Source organism: Amycolatopsis tolypomycina, assembly GCF_900105945.1.
Lineage (GTDB): Bacteria > Actinomycetota > Actinomycetes > Mycobacteriales > Pseudonocardiaceae > Amycolatopsis > Amycolatopsis tolypomycina.
This window is the reverse complement of record NZ_FNSO01000004.1, coordinates 1,383,336-1,402,623: the sequence shown is the minus strand read 5'-3', so window position 1 is coordinate 1,402,623 and position 19,288 is coordinate 1,383,336. Positions and strand designations below refer to the sequence as shown.

Annotated in this window: 17 protein-coding genes; 4 read left to right on the top strand and 13 right to left on the bottom strand. The window is 72.3% G+C overall.

From position 1 onward, the window contains the following. Window positions 1-31: 31 nt before the first annotated feature. The 6 genes from BLW76_RS17180 to BLW76_RS17155 form a co-directional block, all read right to left on the bottom strand. Window positions 32-859: a shikimate dehydrogenase gene (locus BLW76_RS17180; protein ID WP_244170656.1), complete on the bottom strand. Its 828-nt coding sequence runs from the start codon at window positions 857-859 to the stop codon at window positions 32-34. Window positions 860-875: 16 nt separating this feature from the next. After that, window positions 876-3,068, bottom strand: coding sequence for an endolytic transglycosylase MltG (gene mltG / locus BLW76_RS17175; protein ID WP_091308346.1), 2,193 nt, complete (start codon window positions 3,066-3,068; stop codon window positions 876-878). Next, on the bottom strand, window positions 3,065-3,493 hold the full coding sequence (gene ruvX / locus BLW76_RS17170; protein WP_244170194.1) for a Holliday junction resolvase RuvX: 429 nt from the start codon (window positions 3,491-3,493) through the stop codon (window positions 3,065-3,067). Before ruvX ends, mltG begins: the two co-directional genes overlap by 4 nt. Before the next feature lie 64 nt (window positions 3,494-3,557). Next, complete coding sequence (alaS, locus tag BLW76_RS17165) at window positions 3,558-6,218, bottom strand: alanine--tRNA ligase (protein WP_091308342.1); 2,661 nt, start codon at window positions 6,216-6,218, stop codon at window positions 3,558-3,560. A gap of 77 nt (window positions 6,219-6,295) precedes the next feature. Further along, window positions 6,296-6,601 (bottom strand): hypothetical protein, encoded by a 306-nt coding sequence (locus BLW76_RS17160; protein WP_091308341.1) that lies wholly within the window; start codon window positions 6,599-6,601, stop codon window positions 6,296-6,298. Next, window positions 6,598-6,984, bottom strand: a complete 387-nt coding sequence (locus BLW76_RS17155) for a DUF948 domain-containing protein (RefSeq protein ID WP_091308338.1) — start codon at window positions 6,982-6,984, stop codon at window positions 6,598-6,600. Before BLW76_RS17155 ends, BLW76_RS17160 begins: the two co-directional genes overlap by 4 nt. A 129-nt stretch (window positions 6,985-7,113) precedes the next feature. Between BLW76_RS17155 and BLW76_RS17150 the strand changes: the two genes are divergently transcribed. Continuing rightward, complete coding sequence (locus tag BLW76_RS17150; protein ID WP_208613315.1) at window positions 7,114-8,013, top strand: hypothetical protein; 900 nt, start codon at window positions 7,114-7,116, stop codon at window positions 8,011-8,013. 37 nt (window positions 8,014-8,050) lie between these two features. Here the strand turns inward: BLW76_RS17150 and BLW76_RS17145 are convergent, their stop codons facing one another. The 3 genes from BLW76_RS17145 to BLW76_RS17135 all read right to left on the bottom strand — a co-directional run bounded on the left by BLW76_RS17145 (window position 8,051) and on the right by BLW76_RS17135 (window position 11,192). Continuing rightward, window positions 8,051-8,896, bottom strand: a complete 846-nt coding sequence (locus BLW76_RS17145) for an NAD(P)-dependent oxidoreductase (RefSeq protein WP_091308336.1) — start codon at window positions 8,894-8,896, stop codon at window positions 8,051-8,053. A gap of 37 nt (window positions 8,897-8,933) precedes the next feature. After that, the gene (locus tag BLW76_RS17140) at window positions 8,934-9,314 is read right to left on the bottom strand and encodes a VOC family protein (protein WP_091308333.1); all 381 of its coding nucleotides are present in this window, start codon (window positions 9,312-9,314) and stop codon (window positions 8,934-8,936) included. A 501-nt stretch (window positions 9,315-9,815) separates the two neighbouring features. After that, on the bottom strand, window positions 9,816-11,192 hold the full coding sequence (locus BLW76_RS17135) for a replication-associated recombination protein A (protein ID WP_091308331.1): 1,377 nt from the start codon (window positions 11,190-11,192) through the stop codon (window positions 9,816-9,818). Window positions 11,193-11,333: 141 nt separating this feature from the next. Between BLW76_RS17135 and BLW76_RS17130 the strand changes: the two genes are divergently transcribed. The 3 genes from BLW76_RS17130 to BLW76_RS17120 all read left to right on the top strand — a co-directional run bounded on the left by BLW76_RS17130 (window position 11,334) and on the right by BLW76_RS17120 (window position 14,060). Further along, window positions 11,334-12,029, top strand: a complete 696-nt coding sequence (locus tag BLW76_RS17130) for a TetR/AcrR family transcriptional regulator (protein ID WP_091308329.1) — start codon at window positions 11,334-11,336, stop codon at window positions 12,027-12,029. 31 nt (window positions 12,030-12,060) lie between these two features. Beyond that, window positions 12,061-13,269, top strand: a complete 1,209-nt coding sequence (locus BLW76_RS17125) for a cytochrome P450 (protein WP_091308326.1) — start codon at window positions 12,061-12,063, stop codon at window positions 13,267-13,269. 62 nt (window positions 13,270-13,331) lie between these two features. Continuing rightward, on the top strand, window positions 13,332-14,060 hold the full coding sequence (locus BLW76_RS17120; RefSeq protein ID WP_091308324.1) for a metallophosphoesterase family protein: 729 nt from the start codon (window positions 13,332-13,334) through the stop codon (window positions 14,058-14,060). Here the strand turns inward: BLW76_RS17120 and BLW76_RS17115 are convergent. The 4 genes from BLW76_RS17115 to aspS all read right to left on the bottom strand — a co-directional run bounded on the left by BLW76_RS17115 (window position 14,032) and on the right by aspS (window position 19,235). After that, window positions 14,032-14,862, bottom strand: coding sequence for an SGNH/GDSL hydrolase family protein (locus BLW76_RS17115; RefSeq protein ID WP_091319495.1), 831 nt, complete (start codon window positions 14,860-14,862; stop codon window positions 14,032-14,034). The two genes, BLW76_RS17120 and BLW76_RS17115, sit on opposite strands and share 29 nt — an antisense overlap. 389 nt (window positions 14,863-15,251) lie before the next feature. Beyond that, complete coding sequence (locus tag BLW76_RS17105; RefSeq protein ID WP_091308320.1) at window positions 15,252-16,433, bottom strand: phosphotransferase; 1,182 nt, start codon at window positions 16,431-16,433, stop codon at window positions 15,252-15,254. A 79-nt stretch (window positions 16,434-16,512) separates the two neighbouring features. Then, window positions 16,513-17,460 (bottom strand): DUF389 domain-containing protein, encoded by a 948-nt coding sequence (locus BLW76_RS17100; protein ID WP_167384635.1) that lies wholly within the window; start codon window positions 17,458-17,460, stop codon window positions 16,513-16,515. Further along, the gene (gene aspS / locus BLW76_RS17095; RefSeq protein ID WP_091308319.1) at window positions 17,460-19,235 is read right to left on the bottom strand and encodes an aspartate--tRNA ligase; all 1,776 of its coding nucleotides are present in this window, start codon (window positions 19,233-19,235) and stop codon (window positions 17,460-17,462) included. The genes BLW76_RS17100 and aspS overlap by 1 nt, the downstream gene beginning before the upstream one ends. Window positions 19,236-19,288 lie beyond the last annotated feature (53 nt).

The following is a 19,288-nucleotide window of genomic DNA, read 5'->3' as shown; positions in this document are numbered from 1 at the left end:
GCCAGATTATCAACGCGCGCAACCGGTTTTTTCAGTCGATCGGCAGCGGCAGCAGGTTGCCGGTCGCGGCGCGCAGCGCGTCCCGCATCGCCGCCCGCGGGGCCGGGCGGCCGGTGAAGTGCTCGGCCTGGCCGAACGCCTGGTGCAGCAGCATGTCCAGCCCGGTCGCCAGGCGCCCGCCGCGGGCCGCGACCGCTTCGGCGAGCGGCGTCGGCCACGGGTGGTAGATGACGTCGAGGACGTGCGCGATCGGCGCCAGGTCGGCGACGTGCGGGACGACCGCGTCCGGCGGGACGGTGTTCACCAGCACCGCCGCGGACCCCAGGGCCGCGAAGTCGGTTTCGGCCCAGCGCAGGACCTCGACGTCGAGCGCGGCCCGCTTCGCCGCGTCGAGGGTTTCCCCGGCCCGGGCCGGTTCGCGCACGACCAGGCGCACCTGCCGGACGCCGAGGGCGGCGAGCCCGACGACCGCCGCCGCCGCGGTCCCGCCCGCGCCGAGCACCACCGCCGTGTCCGCCGGGGACGGCTCGTAGCCGCCCGCGGCCCGCAGCGCCCCGGTGACGCCTTCGACGTCGGTGCAGTCCGCGAGCCAGCCGCGGGCGGTGCGGACGAGCGTGTTCGCCGCGCCGACGGCGGCCGCGCGCGGTGTCACCTCGGCCGCGTGGTCCAGTGCCGCGCGCTTGCCCGGCATGGTGACCGAAAACCCGGCCCACTCGGGGCCGAGGCCGTCGACCAGCGCCGGGAGTTCCTCGGCGCTCGTCTCGATCCGCTCGTACGTCCAGCCGGTCAGGCCGAGCGCGGCGAACGCGGCGCCGTGCAGCACCGGGGACAGCGAGTGCGCCACCGGCTTGCCCAGCACGGCGGCCTTGCGTGGCTCAGATGACACCGCGTTGCCTGGCCAGCTCACGGTTGCGGTTCTGGTCGTCGTTGGTGACACCGAAGCACGAGAGGCCGTTCTTCTCGCACTTGACGAAGTACAACCACTCCCCGGCCGGCGGTTTCACCGCGGCCTGGATCGCGTCCGCGCTCGGCACCGCGATCGGCGTCGGCGGCAGCCCGGTGTTCTTGTACGTGTTGTACGCACCGGCCTTCGCGCGGTCGCCTTCGTTGGTCAGCAGCGTCGGCCGGTCCAGCACGTAGTTGACCGTGGAGTCCATCTGCAGCCGCATGTCCTCCTTCAGCCGGTTGTAGATGACCCGCGACAGCTTGCCGAAGTCGGCCTTCACCGCCTCACGCTCGATGATCGACGCGATGATCAGCGTCTGGTACGGCGTCACGCCGGGGCCGGTCGACTGCGGGCTGAGCCCGGCGTTCTGGATCGCCTCGGTCGAGCTGCGGACCAGCTGCCCGAGGATGTCCTGCGCGCTGGAGCCGGGTTTGACGTCGTAGAGCCCCGGCGCGATCAGGCCTTCCAGCCTGCGGTCCTTGCGGTCGGCCTTGTTCGCCGGCTCGATCGCCCAGTCCGGCACGCCGAGCTGCTTCAGGTCCGCCGCGTCGACGGCCTTGCGCAGGTCGTCCGCCGTGATGCAGGTGCTCTTGCCGTTGAGCTGCGCGCAGGACGCCTTCGCCATCAGGCTGTACACGCCGGGCGTGACCTTGCCGTCGGGCTGGGTGATGTCGTCGAACTGCGTGTACGGCCGGATCTCCAGCTGCCCGACGCGTGAGGCGGGCGCGGTGATCCGGTCGACCGCGCTGGCCCCGGACATGTGCGACTTCATCACGTAGAAGCCGTGCTGGATCCGGGCGAGCTTCGGGTTGCCCTCGCCGGCCTTCACGAACGCCTTGCCGCTGGCCACGATGCCCGCCGAGGTGAGCTTCGCGCCGATCGCCGACGTCGAGTCGCCGTCCTCGACCTGGAACAGCACGTCTTCGTTGCCGGCGCCCTCGAAGTCGTCGTAGCCGAAGACCTTGTTGAAGCCGTACCAGGCACCGCCCGCGAGCAGGGCGATCACCGCGATGGCGGCGACCCAGCCCAGGGCGCGCTTGCCCTTCTTCCGCGGCTTCGCCGGCTCTTCGTCGTAGTCGTCGTAGTCGTCGTACTCCGACTCGTCGTATTCCTCGTACTCGTCGTACTCGTCGTAGTCCGCGTACTCGTCTTCCTCGGCGAAGGGCGCGGACTCCTCCTGCGGCGCGCGGGGCGGCTCGGCCGGGGGCGGCGGCGCCAGCGCGGGCAGGACGTCGGTGGGCGGTTCCTCGCGCACCGGCGGGGCCGGCGGACGGCGGCGCCGCGGCTCGGCACCGGGTTCGGGCACGCCTGCGGAGCGGTCACCCGGCTGGGCGGGCCGCCGGGCGGGCGGTTCGGCGTCGGGTTCCAGCGCCGCGCGGCGCCGTCGCGATTCGGTGGCCTCGGGCGCCTCGGGGGCGGACCGGCGCCGGCCCTCCCCCGTTCCACGGCGGCCCGGCGGCGGTTCGTCGGCCTCGGCGCGGCTTCGGGTGAGCTCGTCGGCGTCCGGGCGACGGCGCCGTGCGGGCTCATCGGCCTCGGCGCGGCGGCGGCGCGGGGGCGCCGGCTCGATGCGCTCGGGCAGGGCACGCCGACGGCCGGCCTCGTCGGGGTCGCCGCGGCCCGGGGCCGGCTGCTCGAACTCGGAACTTTCGTCGGGGTGCGGAGCCCCGCGGCGCCGGCGCGGCGCCGGCTGCTCGAACTCGGAGCCTTCGCCGGGAGCCGCGCGACGACGGCGCGGGGCCGGCTGCTCGACCTCGGAGCCCTCGTCGAGGCCGTGGCGGGCGCGGACGGCACGGGCCGGGGCGCCCCGCCGTTCCTGCGGGTCGAGTTCGGCATCGGCCGACGGCAGGGTGCCCGGCGGCTCGAGGCGGCGACGGCCGGGCTGCGGCGCGTCGCGGCGCGGGTCGTAGGCAGCCGGGTCCGCGGGCCGGGCCCGGCGGGTGGGCTGGGGCAGGTCGTACTCGCCGCTGGGTGCCTGCCCGCGGCGCGGCGGCAGCTCGTGCTGCCCGCTGGGGCTGCGGCGCGGGTCGGCGCGGCGCGGCGCGGGCCGGGACGGCGGCGGGGTGGCCGCCTCCGGCTCTCGGAGTCGCCTGCGCCCGCGAGGGGGCTGCTCGTCGTTCATCGGTCTCCCTCCCGGGCGCGGTGCGCAGCGGCGGCGTCGATCCAGGCCTGCAGGATCTCGACGGCGGCGGCCTGGTCGACCACCGCGCGCTGCTTGCGGCCTTTGACCCCGCGCTGGGAGAGGATGCGGGATGCGGTGACCGTGGTCAGCCGCTCGTCGCCCAGCCGGACCGGCACGGGCGCTATCCGCCCGGCCAGGCGTTCAGAATACGCGATCGCCAGCTCGGCCGCCGGTCCCTGGCGGTTGGCGAGCGTTCTCGGCAGGCCCACGATCACCTCGACCACCTCGTGCTCGGTGACGAGGGCGGCCAGCTGGTCGAGGTCAGTGTCGTCGGTCGCATCGCGGGAGAGGGTAACCAATGGCGACGCGAGCATGGGTGCCGGATCGCTCAGTGCCACCCCGACCCGCACGGATCCGACGTCCACGCCGAGCCGGCGGCCGCGGCCCGGATCGCCCGCACCGGGGCGGTCCGGGCCGCGGTTTCCGCGGTTAACCAATGCCGGCAATCGCCGAGCGCAGGGCGGTGACCGCCTCGGCCGCACCGGCCGGGTTCGTGCCGCCACCCTGGGCCATGTCGGGCTTGCCGCCACCCCGGCCGCCGATCTTCTCGGCGAACGACGGGACGAGCTTTCCCGCGGCGATGCCCTTGTCCTGGGCCGCCTTGGTCGTCGCGACGACGAAGCTCAGCTTCTCGCCGGACGGCGAGAACAGCGCCACCACGCCGGGCCGCGCGCCGAGCCGGCCGCGGATGTCGGAGGCGAGCGCGCGCAGGCCGTTGCCGTCGACGTCCGGGACGACCTCGGCCACGACGGTCACGCCGCCGATGTCCTGCGCCTTGTCGACCAGCGCGCCCGCCGAGCCCAGCACCTGCTGGGTCTTCAGCTGCGCGATCTCCTTCTCGGCGTTCTTCAGCCGGGTCAGGACGTCCTCGATGCGGCCCGGCAGCTGGTCCGACGGCACCTTGAAGGTGTTCGCCAGCTGCGAGACCAGCAGCTGCTCCTTGCGGACGTACTTCAGCGCGTCCCCGCCGACGAGCGCCTCGACGCGGTGCACGCCCGAGCCGATGGAGGCGTCGGAGACCAGCTTGACCAGGCCGAGCTGGCCGATCCGGTCGACGTGCGTGCCGCCGCAGAGCTCGCGGGAGTACTCGCCCATGTCGACCACGCGGACGTCGTTGCCGTACTTCTCGCCGAACAGCGCGACCGCGCCGAGCTCGAGGGCCTTGTCCTTGGTCGTGGTGTAGCTCTGCACCTCGACGTTGGTCTGGAGGTAGTCGTTGACCTCCTCCTCGACCTCGGTCAGCACGTCGGACGACACCGAGCCGGGCGTGGTGAAGTCGAACCGCATGCGGCCAGGCGAGTTCAGCGAACCCGCCTGCGCCGCGCGCTTGCCGTACGCGCCGCGGACGGCCGCGTGCACCAGGTGCGTCGCGGAGTGCGAGCGCTCGATGGACAGGCGGCGGTGCGCGTCGACCGAACCGGTGAGCTTGGTGTCCAGGCCGACCTCGCCGTCGACGACCTCGACGCGGTGCACGAACAGGCCGGGCACGATCTTCTGGACGTCCAGGACCTTCAGCTCGACGCCGTCGCCCAGCAGCACGCCGGTGTCGGCGACCTGGCCACCGCTCTCGGCGTAGAACGGCGTCCGGTCGAGGACCAGCTCGGCCTTCTTGCCCGCCGACACGCTGCGCACCGGCTGGCCGTCTTCGAGCAGCGCGACGACCTTCGCCTCGGCCTGCAGGTCGGTGTAGCCGAGGAACTCGGTCTCGCCGTGCTGCTCCAGGACCTTCCGGTACTCCGAGAGGTCGCCGTGGCCGGTCTTGCGGGCCGCCGCGTCCGCCTTCGCGCGCTTGCGCTGCTCGTCCATGAGCGTGCGGAAGCCCGCTTCGTCGACGGTCAGGCCCTGCTCGGCCGCCATCTCGAGGGTGAGGTCGATCGGGAAGCCGTAGGTGTCGTGCAGCTGGAAGGCCTTGTCGCCGGCCAGCACGTCGCCGCCGCCGCGCTTGGTCTCCTCGGCCGCCATGTCGAAGATGCGCGAGCCGCTGGTGAGCGTCGAGAGGAAGGCCTCCTCCTCGATCCGGACGACCTCGTTGATGCGGTCGAAGCCGGAGACCAGCTCGGGGTAGGTCGGGCCCATGGTGTCGCGGACGACCTTCGCGAACTCCTGCAGCACCGGCTCCTGCACGCCCAGCAGGCGCGTGGAGCGGATGATGCGGCGCAGCAGGCGGCGCAGCACGTAGCCGCGGCCGTCGTTGCCCGGGGTGACGCCGTCGCCGATCAGCATGACGCCGGTGCGGGCGTGGTCGGCGATGACGCGGAAGCGGACGTCGTCGGCGTGGTTGCTGCCGTAGCGGCGGCCCGAGAACTCCTCCGCGCGGCCGATGACCGGGCGCACGAGGTCGGTCTCGTAGACGTTCTCGACGCCCTGCAGGATCGTCGCGACACGCTCGACGCCCATGCCGGTGTCGATGTTCTTCTTCGGCAGCTCGCCGATCGGCGCGTGCCCGAGCTTGGGGCTCAGGTCGCCGCGGACGTCCTGCATGAAGACGAGGTTCCAGATCTCGATGTAGCGGTCCTCGTCGGCGACCGGGCCGCCCTCGCGGCCGTACGCCGGGCCGCGGTCGTAGTAGATCTCCGAGCAGGGGCCGCCGGGACCGGGCACGCCCATGTCCCAGTAGTTGTCCTTGCCGTCGCGGGCCTGGATGCGCTCGCCGGGCAGGCCGGTGAGCTTGCGCCACAGGCCGGCCGCTTCGGAGTCGTCGTTGTAGACGGTCGCCCAGATGCGGTCGGGGTCGAGGCCGAAGCCGCCTTCGCTCTGGGGCTTGGTGATCAGCTCCCAGGCCGCCTCGATGGCGCCTTCCTTGAAGTAGTCGCCGAAGGAGAAGTTGCCGGCCATCTGGAAGAACGTGTTGTGCCGGGTGGTCTTGCCGACCTCGTCGATGTCCGGCGTGCGCACGCACTTCTGCACGGAGGTCGCGCGCGGGTACGGCGGCGGCGCCTCACCGAGGAAGTACGGCTTGAACTGCACCATGCCGGCGTTGACGAACAGCAGGTTCGGGTCGTCGAGGATCAGCGGCGCGCTGGGCACGCGCGTGTGGCCGCGGCCTTCGAAATGGCGCAGGAAACGATCGGTGATTTCGTGTGTGTCCACGGGTCAGTCCTTGTAGCTGTGGTTCGGAACGGGGTCGGCGGCGGTGGCTCCGGCGAAGGGGTCCGGGCAGGCCCGGATCAGCCCTCCGCCCGGCGAGCTCGCCGGACCGGGCGCCGGGCCGCGGCGGCGTGCCGGCCCTCGGCGCGGGGCGCGGTCACGCCCGTCCGCTCCTCGACCATGTCGTGCAGCTCCTGTTCCCGTTCGTTCATGCCCGCGCGCACCTCGGCGCCGAACGAACCCACGGCGCCGGCCAGCTCGCGCACGGCGTCCCCCAGGTTCGATGCTAACCCGGCCGGAGTGGCCTGACGAGCGGTTTCGGCGGCCTTGCGGGAGAGCACGACGCCGGTGACGACGCCGACGCCGAGCCAGAACAGCCGCTTCATTTCCCGGCCTTCCTGGCGGCCTTCAGTGCGTTCTTCTTCTTGCGCGCCTTGATCGCCTTGGACAGCCCGTAGGACAGCGCCGCGGTCTTGACCAGCGGGCCGCCGAGGGTCGCGGTGAAGACGGAGGTGAGCGCGGAGACGTTGCCGGTGACGGCCTGCGCGTTCGCGGTGATCCCGTCGACCCGCTCGAGCTGGGTGTTGACGTGCGTGATGGTCTCGTTCGCGCCGATCAGCAGCGGGTCGGTGTTGCTGTTGGTGCGCTCGATCGCCTCGGTGGCCGCGTCCAGCGTCTTGCCGAGCTTGATCAGCGGGATCGCCAGCAGGACGACCAGCACCACGAATGCTCCTGCGGCGATCAACGCGGCGATCTGCCCTGCCGACACGGGCCCTCCTCGGTTCAGGGGTCGGGATGCCGGTTGAGGTTACCGCTTGGGCCGGTCCCCGACCGTGTCACCCCGCCGGGGCCGGAAAACGCCTCGCCGCGGGCGCGGCCGGGGCGGTACACCTGGGCGATGGGACACGACATTGGACCCGGCAGGCGGGTGCTCGCCGGGCCGGGCGGGACCGCGGCCGATGTGCTCGCCGGCCTTCCCGGCGCCGACTTGACGACGGTGCAGCTGCCGCTTTCAGGGGTCCGGGTGGCGAAGCCCCCGGCTCGGGGCGAAGCCCCGGATGTCACTGAGATCGCGCGCCGGCGCGCGGCGCGGCTGGCCGGGCCCGACGTGCTGCGCCGGCACCGGGCCGACCGGTTCACCGGCTCGAGCCCGCTGCCGTTCGCCCTGCTGCGCCGGGTCGAAGACGTCGTGCTCGGCACCGCAACGGGCTTCGACCTGGTGACCCTCTCGCCGCTCGTCCCGCTCGGCACCCATTCGGCGGTGGCCGGGGTCGCCCAGCACCGGGTGGTGCCGACCGGCCGGGGCACCGAGGTCGCCGCGGACCCCACCACCGGCCTGGCACTGGAGGCGGCGGTCCGGCGCGCGGCGGAGGACGTCGTCCGGCTGGCCACGGTGCAGCGGGTGGTGCGGGCCCAGCGGGTGCCGGCGGGGCTGTTCGCGCACTTCTCGCTGTTCGGCGCGGTGACGGCCGGGCGGGACTCCGGCAACCTGGCTTTCGAGCGGCAGCACCTGGGCGAGCACGCCCGGCTGATGGCCGCGGCCTGCCGGGCGCTGGGCGCGTCCGCGGTCGAGCTGGCCGTGACCGTGCTCGACCCCGGTTCGAGTGCCTGCTCGATGCGGTGCCGGACGTGCCGGTCCGTCCGTTCCCGGACCGCGAAGGCGGCCGAGGTGGGTATTACGAGGGCCTCGGCTTCAAGGTGTACGCGTCCTTCGGCGGCGAGCTCGCCGAAGTGGGAGATGGCGGCTTCACGTCGTGGACGCGGAAGCTACTGGGCAACGCGAAGGAACGCCTCTTGACCAGTGCCTTGGGTGTGGACCGGCTCGCGACGCTCGTCTAACGCCCCTTCAGCACCGCCCGGTACAGCGCCGCCATGTCCTCGTCGCCGTGTCCGGCCTCGACCGCCGTCTCCAGGTGGGCCAGTGCCGCCTGCGCCCCGGCCACGTCGACCTCGTCGCCCGCGGCCTCCACCACCAGCCGGGCGTCCTTCGCCGCCAGGCTCGCCGGGAACGACGGGGCGAACTCGCCGGCCAGCATCGCGCCGCCCTTCGCGTGCGCGTAGCCCACGTCCAGGCCGCCGCCCGTGATCGTCTCCAGGAACAGCTGCGGGTCCAGGCCCAGTGCGCGGGCCAGGCCGAGGCTCTCCGCCGTCGCGTTCGTCAACGCCAGGACCCAGGCGTTCATCACCAGCTTCAGCCGGCTGCCCCGGCCTGCCGGGCCGAGCCAGATGGTGCGCATGCCGACCGCGTCGAACACCGGCGTCGCCGCCGGGCGCGCCTCCTCCGGGCCGGAGCCCAGCACCAGCAGCTGGGCCTGCTCCGCGGGCTGCCGGGTGCCGAGCACCGGCGCGTCGACGAACACCACGCCCGCCTTCTCCGCCATCGCCGCGAGGCGGTCCGTCCACTCGAGACCGACCGTGCTCATCTGCAGCCACAAAGTCCCCGAAGCAGGCGAAGCGGCTTCGAATGCTTCGGCGACGGCAGGGCCGTCGGCGAGCATCGTCACGAGGGTGTCCGCGCCGTCGGCTGCCTCGGCCGCGGTGCCGGTCACCGCCGCGACGTCGGACAGCGGCTCGGCCTTGGCCCGCGTCCGGTTCCAGACCCGGACGTCGAGACCTGCTTTGGCGATGTTGGCCGCCATCGGGGCGCCCATGATCCCGGTTCCGAGAAACGCGACAGTCATGCCGCCATCGTCGCGGAGACGCGGCGTCGCCGCGCGCTCAGTAGTCGCCGAGCAGGCAGAAGGGGTGCCCGGCCGGGTCGGCGTAGACGCGCCAGCCGCGGCCGCCGAGGTCGGGGTCGAGCAGGCGGCCACCGTGCGCGAGGACGACGTGGTGGGACTCGCGGAAGTCGTCGACCTCGAAGTCGAGGTGGAACTGCTGCGGGAAGGAGGGATCGGGCCAGGTCGGCGGCCGGTGGTCGGGGGCGCGCTGGAAGCCGAGGACCATGCCGCCGTCGAGGTGCAGGGTCGACCAGTCCTGGTCGACGCGCCACCGCGGATCGGGCCGGTCGACGTCGCCGCCGAGCAGGGCCTGGTAGAAGCGGGCGAGGTCCAGGGGTACCGGACAGTCCAGGACGATGCACTGCAGCGTCGCGGGCACGGGCACGCCTCCTGCGGTCGTGGGGCCCTTGCCGGACAGGGCCACCGGGAGGGGCAAAGTTTACGAATCCGGATGATCTTGGCCACCGCGGGCCGGGCGGCGGGACGAACGGCGTTCAACGCGGCGCTCGCACGGCCGGTCGCCGGTCGGGGCTGCGGCAGGCTGGGCGGGGGTGCCTGGCGGCCCGGGACAGTACGTGCGGTTGGTGCGGCGCAGCCGAACCCGGCGCCACCGCCCGGGGCGGCCTGCGCCTCGGCCGGCGCAGCCAATCCCGCCCCACCACCCGAGGCAACCCACCGCGCGCCCAGCACCGCAAGCCCCCGCGCATCACCGCCTGGGCCAGCCCACGGCTCGCCCAGCGCAGCCGAACCCGGCGCCACTGCCCGGGGCAGGCCCGCCGCCGCACGCCCCGCCCCGACCACCCGCAACGGCCCGCCCGGCGGCAGCCGAACCCCACCGCCCGCGCATCACCACCCGGGGCGGCCCGCAGCTCGAACAGCCTCACTGCCCCCGGATCGTCCGCCGCAGCTTCGGCACCCGCTCGGCCAGCGTTCGCTCGGCGCCGCGCTGGCTGGGCTCGTAGTAGTCCCGGCCCACCAGCTCGTCCGGTGGGTACTGCTGCGCCAGCACGCCCTCCGGCACGTTGTGCGGGTACCGGTACCCCTGCGCGTTGCCCAGCTTCTTCGCCCCCGCGTAGTGCCCGTCGCGCAGGTGGGGCGGCACCGTTCCCGCCAGGCCCGCGCGGACGTCCGCCAGTGCCGCGTCGATGCCCTTGATCACCGCGTTGGACTTCGGTGCCGTTGCCAGGTGGACCGTCGCCTGGGCGAGCGCCAGCCTGCCCTCCGGCATGCCGATGAACTGCACCGCGTGCGCCGCCGCCACGGCCGACTGCAGGGCCGTCGGGTCGGCCATGCCGATGTCCTCGCTGGCGTGCACCACCAGCCGCCGCGCGAGGAACCGGGGGTCCTCCCCCGCTTCGATCATCCGGGCCAGGTAGTGCAGCGCAGCGTCCACATCGGACCCGCGGATCGACTTGATGAACGCGCTGATCACGTCGTAGTGCTGGTCGCCGTCGCGGTCGTAGCGGACCGCGGCCTTGTCCACTGTGGACTCGACGATGGCCAGGTCGATCGTCTTCGCCTCGGTGGCCGAGGCCGCGTCGGCCGCCGCCTCCAGTGCCGTCAGCGCACGGCGCGCGTCGCCGCCCGCGAGGCGGACCAGGTGCGCCCGCGCGTCCTCGGTCAGCGTCAGCTCGCCGCCCAGGCCGCGTTCGTCGGCGAGGGCCCGCTCGATCAGCGCGGTGATGTCGGCATCGGTCAGCGGACGCAGCTGCAGCACCAGCGACCGCGACAGCAGCGGCGACACCACCGAGAACGACGGGTTCTCGGTGGTCGCCGCGACCAGCAGCACCGTGCGGTCCTCGACCGCGCCGAGCAGGGCGTCCTGCTGGGTCTTGGAGAACCGGTGGACCTCGTCGATGAACAGCACCGTGTTCTCGGTGTTGTACTGACGCCGCCGCCGCGCCTCCTCGATGACCCCGCGGACCTCCTTGACCCCCGCCGAAAGGGCCGACATCGCGACGAACCGGCGCCCGGTCGCGATCGAGACCAGGTTCGCCAGCGTCGTCTTGCCCGTGCCGGGCGGGCCGTAGAGCAGCACCGACGCCGGCGCGGCGCCCTCCACCAGCCGCCGCAGCGGCGCCCCCTCGCGCAGCAGGTGCTGCTGGCCGACGACCTCGTCGAGCGAGCGCGGCCGCATCCGCACGGCCAGCGGCGAACTCGCCGGGTCGGCCTGCGGTTCCACGCCCTCGTTCGACGCCGTGCGCTCCGGCGGCGGCGCGATGTCGGCGTTCACGGTGAAGAGCTCGTCCTGTGCCACAGAGATGACGTTAACCGAACCCACCGACAGAACCGCTTGCCCCGGCCTCGGCCGGCGCGCTACCGTCGTGATGACTGGTTGACCGAAAGTGCGAATCCGGTCAACAGGTCAAATGCTCAACGAAACCACAGGTGGAGACGCATGAGCCATCCCAACCGCGAACGTGCCGACCGGATCCTGGACGCGGCGGGTGAGCTGCTGCTGCGGATGGGCTACCGCAAGGTGGCGATCGACGACGTCGCGCGCGCGGTCGGCATCGGCAAGGGCACCGTCTACCTGCACTGGCGCACCAAGGAGCTGCTGTTCCAGGCGCTGATGATGCGGGAGTCGGCCGACCTGACCGACGAACTGCTGGCCATGATCAAGGCCGACCCGGCGATGATCCTGCCCCACCGGATGATCCCGGGGTCGTTCCTCATCACCCACCGCCGCCCGCTGGTGATGGCGATGCTGCGGGGCAACGCCGAGATGTTCGGCGCGCTCGGCGACCTCGCCCTGAAGAAGCAGCAGGCCAAGGTGACCGTGCACTTCGAGGAAGTGATGCTGCGGCGGGGGCTCATCCGCGCGGACGTCCCGCACGTGAGCTACGCCCTGCAGGCCGCGACCCTCGGCTTCTACGTCGGCGACACGGTTTCGCACGAGTTCGAGGGCATCCCCCTGGAAGAGCGGGCGGCTGTCCTCGCACACCTGATCCGCACCGCGTTCGAACCGCCCGGGGAGCCCGATCCCGCCGCGGTCGCCGAGGTGGCGGCGGAACTGAGTTCGACGCTCGAGGAGCTCGTCTCGGGCTTCCGGAACGGGATCTACGCACACGATCCCACCAAGGCACCCGGCTGAGCCGGGGCCACCCATGGGGAAAGGGGCGGAAATGACCACCACGATGGCCGACACCTGGGGACTCCACGAGGCCCAGTTCTGGCTGCGGGGGAAGCAACCGGAAAAGCGGATCGAGTTCGCCGGGGAACTGGGGATGTGGACCGTCTACGGGCACCCGGAGATCGAAGCGATCCTCCGCGACCCGGCGACGTTCTCCTCCGAAACCACGCGGCTGGTCCCGAAGGAGATGATGCCGGACCCCGAATACGACATCTCGACGGGCAGCATCCTGCAGATGGACCCGCCGCTGCACAACAAGATGCGCAAGCTGGTCAGCCGCGCGTTCACGCCGAAGGTGGTGGCGGACCTCGAGCCGCGGATCGCCACGATCACCCGCGAGCTGCTGGACGCGATCCCGGCCGGCAACCGGTTCGAGCTGGTCGAGGACCTCGCCTACCCGCTCCCGGTGATCGTCATCGCCGAGCTGCTGGGGGTCCCGGCGAGCGACCGGAACCTGTTCAAGGGCTGGGTGGACAAGATGTTCGAGTCCGCCAACCAGGTTTCGCTGGTGAAGAAGGACGAGCAGCAGGACGCGGCGATCCTGTCCTCCCTGGAGGGCCAGAAAGCGCTTGCCGACTACCTCGGCGTGCACGTCGACGAGCGGCGCAAGCAGCCGCGCGAGGACCTGCTGACGAAGCTGGTCGAGGCCGAGCTCGACGGCGAACGGCTGTCCCGCTCCGACGTCGTCAACTTCGCGAACATCCTGCTGCTGGCCGGCCACATCACCACGACGATGCTGCTCGGCAACGCGGTGCTGTGCCTGGACCTGCACCGGGAGTGGGACGAGCGGGTGCGCGCGGACCGCTCGCTCGTGCCGCCGATGATCGAGGAGTCGCTGCGGTACCTCACGCCGTTCGCGGCGGTGGCCCGCGTGACCATGCGGGAGGTCGAGGTCGGCGGCGTCACCGTGCCTGCCGACCAGATGCTGCTCTGCTGGGTGGCGGCGGCCAACCGCGACGACCGGGTGTTCGACAACCCGGACACGTTCGACCCGCTGCGCGCGGAGAACCCGCACCTGGCGTTCGGCCGCGGGATCCACTTCTGCATCGGCGCCCCGCTCGCGCGGCTGGAAGGCCGGGTGGCGCTGAACATCCTGTTCGACCGCTACCCGGCCCTGCGCACGATCCCGGGTGAGCCGCCGAAGTTCCAGGTCAACCCCAACATGACCGGGGTGCGGGAACTGGCGCTCACCACGGAATAGCCCGGTTGCGCCCTGGGCGAAATCCCTCGCCCGGGGCGCTCGGCCTGCCTCAAGGTGAGCGGATGAACGTGGCGGTGCTGGCGGACATCCACGGCGTCCTCCCCGCGCTGGAGGCGGTCCTGGCGGAGCCGGACGTCCGGGCGGCGGAGAAGATCGTGCTGCTCGGCGACCTGCTCGCCGGGCCGATGCCGGCCGAGACCCTCGACCGGCTCCGGCAACTCGGCGACCGCGCGGTGTGGGTGCGCGGCAACGCCGACCGCGAGCTGGCCGAATCGGCACGCACCGGCGGCACGTTCGTCCCCGACCCGATCTTCCCGTGGGCGGCGCGGCAGCTGCGCCCGGCCGACCTCCCGCTGCTCGACGCCCTGCCGCTGACGGTGACCCTCGACGGCGTCCTGTTCTGCCACGCGACCCCGCGCAACGACACGGAAATCGTGCTGGTGGACTCGCCGCCGGAGCGCTGGGCGGAGGTCCTGGACGGCGTGACCGCGTCGACGATCGTCTGCGGCCACACGCACATGCCGTTCGTGCGGCTCGCGGACCGCCGGCTGGTGGTGAACCCGGGAAGTGTCGGAATGCCCTACGGCGCAAGGGGAGCACACTGGGCGTTGCTCGGCGACGGCGTCAGCCTGCGGCGCACGGAGTACGACGTCGAGGCGGCGTGCCGGTACCTGGCTGAGCGGTCGGCGTATCCCGGCATCGAGGAGTGGGCGGACTCCTTCGTCCGCAACCCGGCTTCGGACGAGGAGGCGCTGCGGGTGTTCAGCGGGCGCGGAACGAGTTCCACATGATGACGGCGGCGTAGGGCAGGAATTCGCGGCCGCGGCGCCACAGCCACGGGATTCCCTTGAGCACCAGCCATCCCATGTGTCCCGTGGTGCTGGGCTGGGCCCCGCCGCTGCAGGCGAGACTCACCGGTTCGGGCACGGCGAACCCGGCTTCGGCGAGCAGGCCGGTGAAGCCGTGCGCGAGCATGCGGTGTCCCAGTTCGGAGGGGTGCAGCCGGTCGACGCTCCAGGAGGCGAGATCGTAGGCGCCGGGCAGCAGTGCAAGATCGAGGCAGGGCACGCCTTCCCGGGCGACGACGTCGTCGATGGCGGCGTTGAGTTCGGCGACGCGGGCGCTGAGGGCGCGCTTGAGCGACGCCGGGAGCCGGAAGACCTTGCTGTGGTCGTGGAACCGGACGGGCAGCACGGTGGTCCCGGTGGCGCGGAGCCGCCGGATGACTTCGGTGAGATCGCCGGCGATGCGCGAGGCGTCGAAGTCCGGCCGCAGGGTGTCGTTCATCCCGGCGACGAGAAGGGCCACATCGGGCCGGTGCGCGACGGCCGCGGGCACCTGTTCGGTGAGCACGCAGCGCATCCGAGCCCCGGCGAAGGAGGGGTTGAGGTAGCCGCTCCCGGTCACCCCGAGCGCGGCGGCGACCAGCGGACCCACGCCCCGCCAGCCGGCACGCCGCGGAAGCGGATCCCCGAGCCCGACGGCGGTGGAGTCGCCGAGAACGGCCAGGCGCCGCGCTCGTTTGAGTGGCGGTCCGGGAGGCTCGGGCCAGGCGGTGACATCGACGCTCATCACGGTCACGCCCACGACGATCGGCCACGCAGGCTCACACCCGGTGAGAGTGAGGTAACGCGGTTGCGACACGGCGCCTAATTCTTGACGCCCACCTCACAGCTTCCCTCAACGCACCGAACGCCACATTGGGTGCGCTCAACGCACCGAACGCCACATTGGGTGCGCTCAACGCACCGAACGCCACATTGGGTGCGCTCAACGCACCGAACGCCACATTGGGTGCGCTCAACGCACCGAACGCCACATTGGGGCGCCCGGAGGCGCCCCACGCGAGGGCGGGGCCAGGGGGCGGGGGCGCAGCGCGCCCACCTCCGGCCACACCCCCCTGCCGAACCGATACACAGCCGCTTCAGCACGATCCGGCGTTCGGGTCGACGGGAACCACGGCAAAACCATCGAGCCCGAACTCACCGAAACGCGGGATAGAACGCCAAATCAGCGTGCGGCCCCAACCTCGCAGCCAAAGCCGCGGCGACCCGGGCGGCGAACTCCGAAACAGCCGTCATCCGGACATATCCGGCATGCTTGGCCAAATCGCGCCACCAGGTCACGAAAGCCGCCTCGCGGCTGACCGGGGCGGCGTGCCGGGCCAGGTTCAGGGACTCCAGCTCCTCCCCGGTGATCAGCCACACCCGCAGCAGCTCGCTCGACGTCAAGTGCCCGGCCAGGACCTCGTCGTCGGCGAAGGCGGGCCACACCCCGACCACCTCGGCCCGCCAGGCCGCGATCATCGCCTCGCTCATCCCGGCCGGGAGGGCGAGCGCGTCGGGCCAGCTCGCGAACGGCAGCCGCAGGTGGGCTGCGTCGACCAGGGCCGATCGGACCCGGCCGTTCTCGAAGTCGAGGAACCGGACGCCCTGGCCCGTCACGAGGTTGTTGTCCGGGCTCAGCTCGACCGGGCTGAACGCCCGGAACCCCGCCGCCCGTGACTGTTCGACCGCCGCCGTCACTTGCGCGAGAACATCGGAAGGCACCGGGATGCCCAGGCGCTTCTGGATCAGGGACGGCACCCGCGCGCACAACGCGTCGACGTCGTCCGCGTCGCTCTTCGCCGGGCCGCCGAGGCGCCGCAGCAGCGCGTTGAAGTCGGCCTCGCGGCCCGCCGTGCTCGCGTGCAGCCTGCCCAGCGAGCGGGCCCAGGACAGCAGCGCCCGCTCGGCCGCGCGGGAGTCACGCGCGTAGAGCTTGTCCTCCAGCGTCGGCGTGCGGCCGAGGTCCTCCAGCACGAGCACGCGGTCGCGGCCGTCGTGGGCCACCAGCTCCGGGCACATCCGCTCGTCCGGCGCCAGCGCCGTGAACAGCTGGTAGCTGACCGCCTCCTGGGCGAACGGGTCGGCACCGGACTCCGGCCGCTGCGGGTAGTGCTTGATGACGAGCGTGCGCGGCAGCGCGAACGACGACACCACCCGCGCGCGGACCACCGTGGCCGGCCCGCTCCCCGCCAGGTCCTCGGGCGCCACCAGGGTGATCGCGCTGCCGAACCGGCGTGAAAGAACGGACTCGCCCGCCGTGACCGCCGCGGCGAGGGCAAGCTGCTCGGCTCCTGCCCCGACTCCAGCGTCGCCGGCGGAGGAGGTGTCGACTGTCATTGTCACCGACCCTACTCGTGACTGAGCAACCATGACTACTGACATCCGGACAAAAAAGGGCATCCCACCCGGAGACGGGTCACCCGCGTGAAAGCGGACGCATTTCCACCCGTGAACGTTGCCCATTCCGGCGCACGATCAACACAATGGCCGCAGCTGCAACGATTCCGAGAAGGTTGACCAGCAGCTGCCCGACGGACTGGAGGCACCGGCTCCACTCCCCCGCCACGGCCGCGACGACCGCGTAGCCCGCGGCCGGCACCGTGGTCACGGAGATGAAGACACCCACCAGCGCGGCCGACTTCGCCGACGTCATCGCGAGCATCCCGGCGGCACCGGCGAGCATCGCGACGACCAGGGACGGCACGCCGACGGAGAACACGAAGTCGACCTCGTGGTTCCGGTCCAGCCGGAACGCGTCCGCGCCGAAGACGTCCGTCACGCGGACGAGCAGCGCACCACCCAGGGTGACCACCATCGCCGCCGGGAACCCGGCGCACAACGCGACCGCGGCCTGCCGGACCAGCTGCCAGTGCCGCAGCACCAGGCCGACGGCGAGCGCGGCCAGCGGCCCGAACTCCGGGCCGACGACCATCGCGCCGACGATCGTCACCGCGGAGTTCGTGAGCACGCCGACGGCCGCGAGCAGGCAGGCGATGGTGAGGAACGCCAGGAACGTCACGTTCAGCCGCGACTCCTCACCCGTGCGGCCGAGCAGTTCCTGCCACACGACGGCGTCCGCCGCTTCGCCCGGCGCCGTCTCTTCCGCCTTGTCGGCGGCGTCGGACAGCGCGGTGTCGAGTGCTTCGAGCGTGATCCCGCCGGTGTGGTCGAGGTCGAGCCCGCACAGGGCGTCGACGATCTCGTCCGCGGCCTCGCGGGCGATGTCGGCCTCGACCAGGTCACCCGCGGGGTCCACGGCGGCACCGCGGTGCACGATGAGGTGCGCGGTGCCGGCGTGGGCCCGCAGGATGTCGAGCGCCTCGGCGGTCTTGTCCGGCGGGCACACGGCCCTCAGGTGCAGCACTAGTTCTGCGGGGCGGCGGCCGGTTTCGCGTCGATCCCGGCCTCCTTGCGCTGCTGCGCGGTGATCGGCGCCGGCGCCGCGGTCAGCGGGTCGTAGCCGCCGCCGGTCTTCGGGAACGCGATCACGTCACGCAGCGAGTCGGCCTTGGCCAGCAGCATGACGATCCGGTCCCAGCCGAACGCGATGCCGCCGTGCGGCGGGGGGCCGAACTGGAAGGCGTCGAGCAGGAAGCCGAACTTCTCCTGCGCCTCCTCCTCGCCGAGGCCCATCAGCGAGAAGACGCGCTTCTGGACGTCGCCGCGGTGGATACGGATCGAGCCGCCGCCGATCTCGTTGCCGTTGCAGACGATGTCGTAGGCGTAGGCGAGCGCGTTGCCCGGGTCCTGCTCGAACTTGTCGATCCACTCCGGGGTCGGCGAGGTGAACGCGTGGTGCACCGCCGTCCACTTGCCGGAGCCGACGGCGACGTCGTCGCCGATGTCCTCGACCGGCGCGAACAGCGGCGCGTCGACGACCCACACGAACGACCAGGCGTTCTCGTCGATCAGGCCGAGCCGCTTGCCGATCTCGTCGCGCGCGGCGCCGAGCAGCGGCTGCGTCGACGCGGCCTTGCCGGCGGAGAAGAAGATGCAGTCGCCGGCCTTGGCGCCCGCCGCGGCGGCGACGTTCTCCCGCTCGGTCTCGGACAGGTTCTTGGCGACCGGGCCGCCGAGCGTGCCGTCTTCGTTGACGAGGATGTACGCGAGGCCGCGGGCGCCGCGCTGCTTCGCCCACTCCTGCCACGCGTCGAGCTGGCGCCGCGGCTGGTCGGCGCCGCCCGCCATGACGACCGCGCCGACGTACGGGGCCTGGAACACGCGGAAGGGCGTGTCGGCGAAGAACTCCGTCATGTCGGTGATCTCGAGGTCGAAGCGCAGGTCCGGCTTGTCGGAGCCGTACTTGGCCATGGCCTCGTGGTAGGTGATGCGCGGGATGGGCCGCGGGATCTCGTGGCCGATCAGCTTCCACAGCGCGGAGACGATGTCCTCGCCGAGCGCGATGACGTCGTCCTGCTCGACGAAGCTCATCTCGATGTCGAGCTGGGTGAACTCCGGCTGCCGGTCGGCGCGGAAGTCTTCGTCGCGGTAGCAGCGGGCGATCTGGTAGTAGCGCTCCATGCCGCCGACCATGAGCAGCTGCTTGAACAGCTGCGGCGACTGCGGCAGCGCGTACCAGGAGCCGGGCTTGAGCCGGGCCGGGACCAGGAAGTCGCGCGCGCCTTCGGGCGTCGAGCGGGTCATCGTCGGGGTCTCGATCTCGACGAAGTCCTGGGCGTGCAGCACCTCGCGCGCGGCGCGGCTGACCTCGCTGCGCAGCCGCATGGCCGCGGCCGGGCCGCTGCGGCGCAGGTCGAGGTAGCGGTGCTTGAGGCGGACCTCTTCGCCGACGTCGACGCGGTCGTCGATCGGGAACGGCAGCGGCGCGGACTCGGAGAGCACCTCGAGCTCGGTCGCGAGGACCTCGATCTCGCCGGTGGGGATCTCGGCGTTGGCGTTGCCCTCGGGCCGCTTCGCGACCTCGCCGACGATCTTCACGCAGAACTCCGACCGCAGCGCGTGGGCGCGCTCGGCCATCTCGCCTTCGCGGAAGACGACCTGGGCGACGCCGCTGGCATCGCGGAGGTCGATGAAGATGACGCCGCCGTGATCGCGCCGCCGGGCCACCCATCCGGTGAGGGTGACGGTCTGTCCGGCCTGCCCGGCACGCAGGGTGCCGGCTTGATGGGTGCGGAGCACTGCGACTGCTCTCCTTCGACATGGGTGGTTCTAGCTGCTTGAAGGCTAACGAA

Bases quoted from the DNA above. Each gene is read 5' to 3' on its own strand.
- mltG (WP_091308346.1), bottom strand. From the start codon at position 3,068: ATGAACGACGAGCAGCCCCCTCGCGGGCGCAGGCGACTCCGAGAGCCG.
- BLW76_RS17160 (WP_091308341.1), bottom strand. From the start codon at position 6,601: ATGAAGCGGCTGTTCTGGCTCGGCGTCGGCGTCGTCACCGGCGTCGTG.
- BLW76_RS17150 (WP_208613315.1), top strand. From the start codon at position 7,114: ATGGGACACGACATTGGACCCGGCAGGCGGGTGCTCGCCGGGCCGGGC.
- BLW76_RS17145 (WP_091308336.1), bottom strand. From the start codon at position 8,896: ATGACTGTCGCGTTTCTCGGAACCGGGATCATGGGCGCCCCGATGGCG.
- BLW76_RS17130 (WP_091308329.1), top strand. From the start codon at position 11,334: ATGAGCCATCCCAACCGCGAACGTGCCGACCGGATCCTGGACGCGGCG.
- BLW76_RS17125 (WP_091308326.1), top strand. From the start codon at position 12,061: ATGACCACCACGATGGCCGACACCTGGGGACTCCACGAGGCCCAGTTC.
- BLW76_RS17120 (WP_091308324.1), top strand. From the start codon at position 13,332: ATGAACGTGGCGGTGCTGGCGGACATCCACGGCGTCCTCCCCGCGCTG.
- BLW76_RS17105 (WP_091308320.1), bottom strand. From the start codon at position 16,433: ATGACAGTCGACACCTCCTCCGCCGGCGACGCTGGAGTCGGGGCAGGA.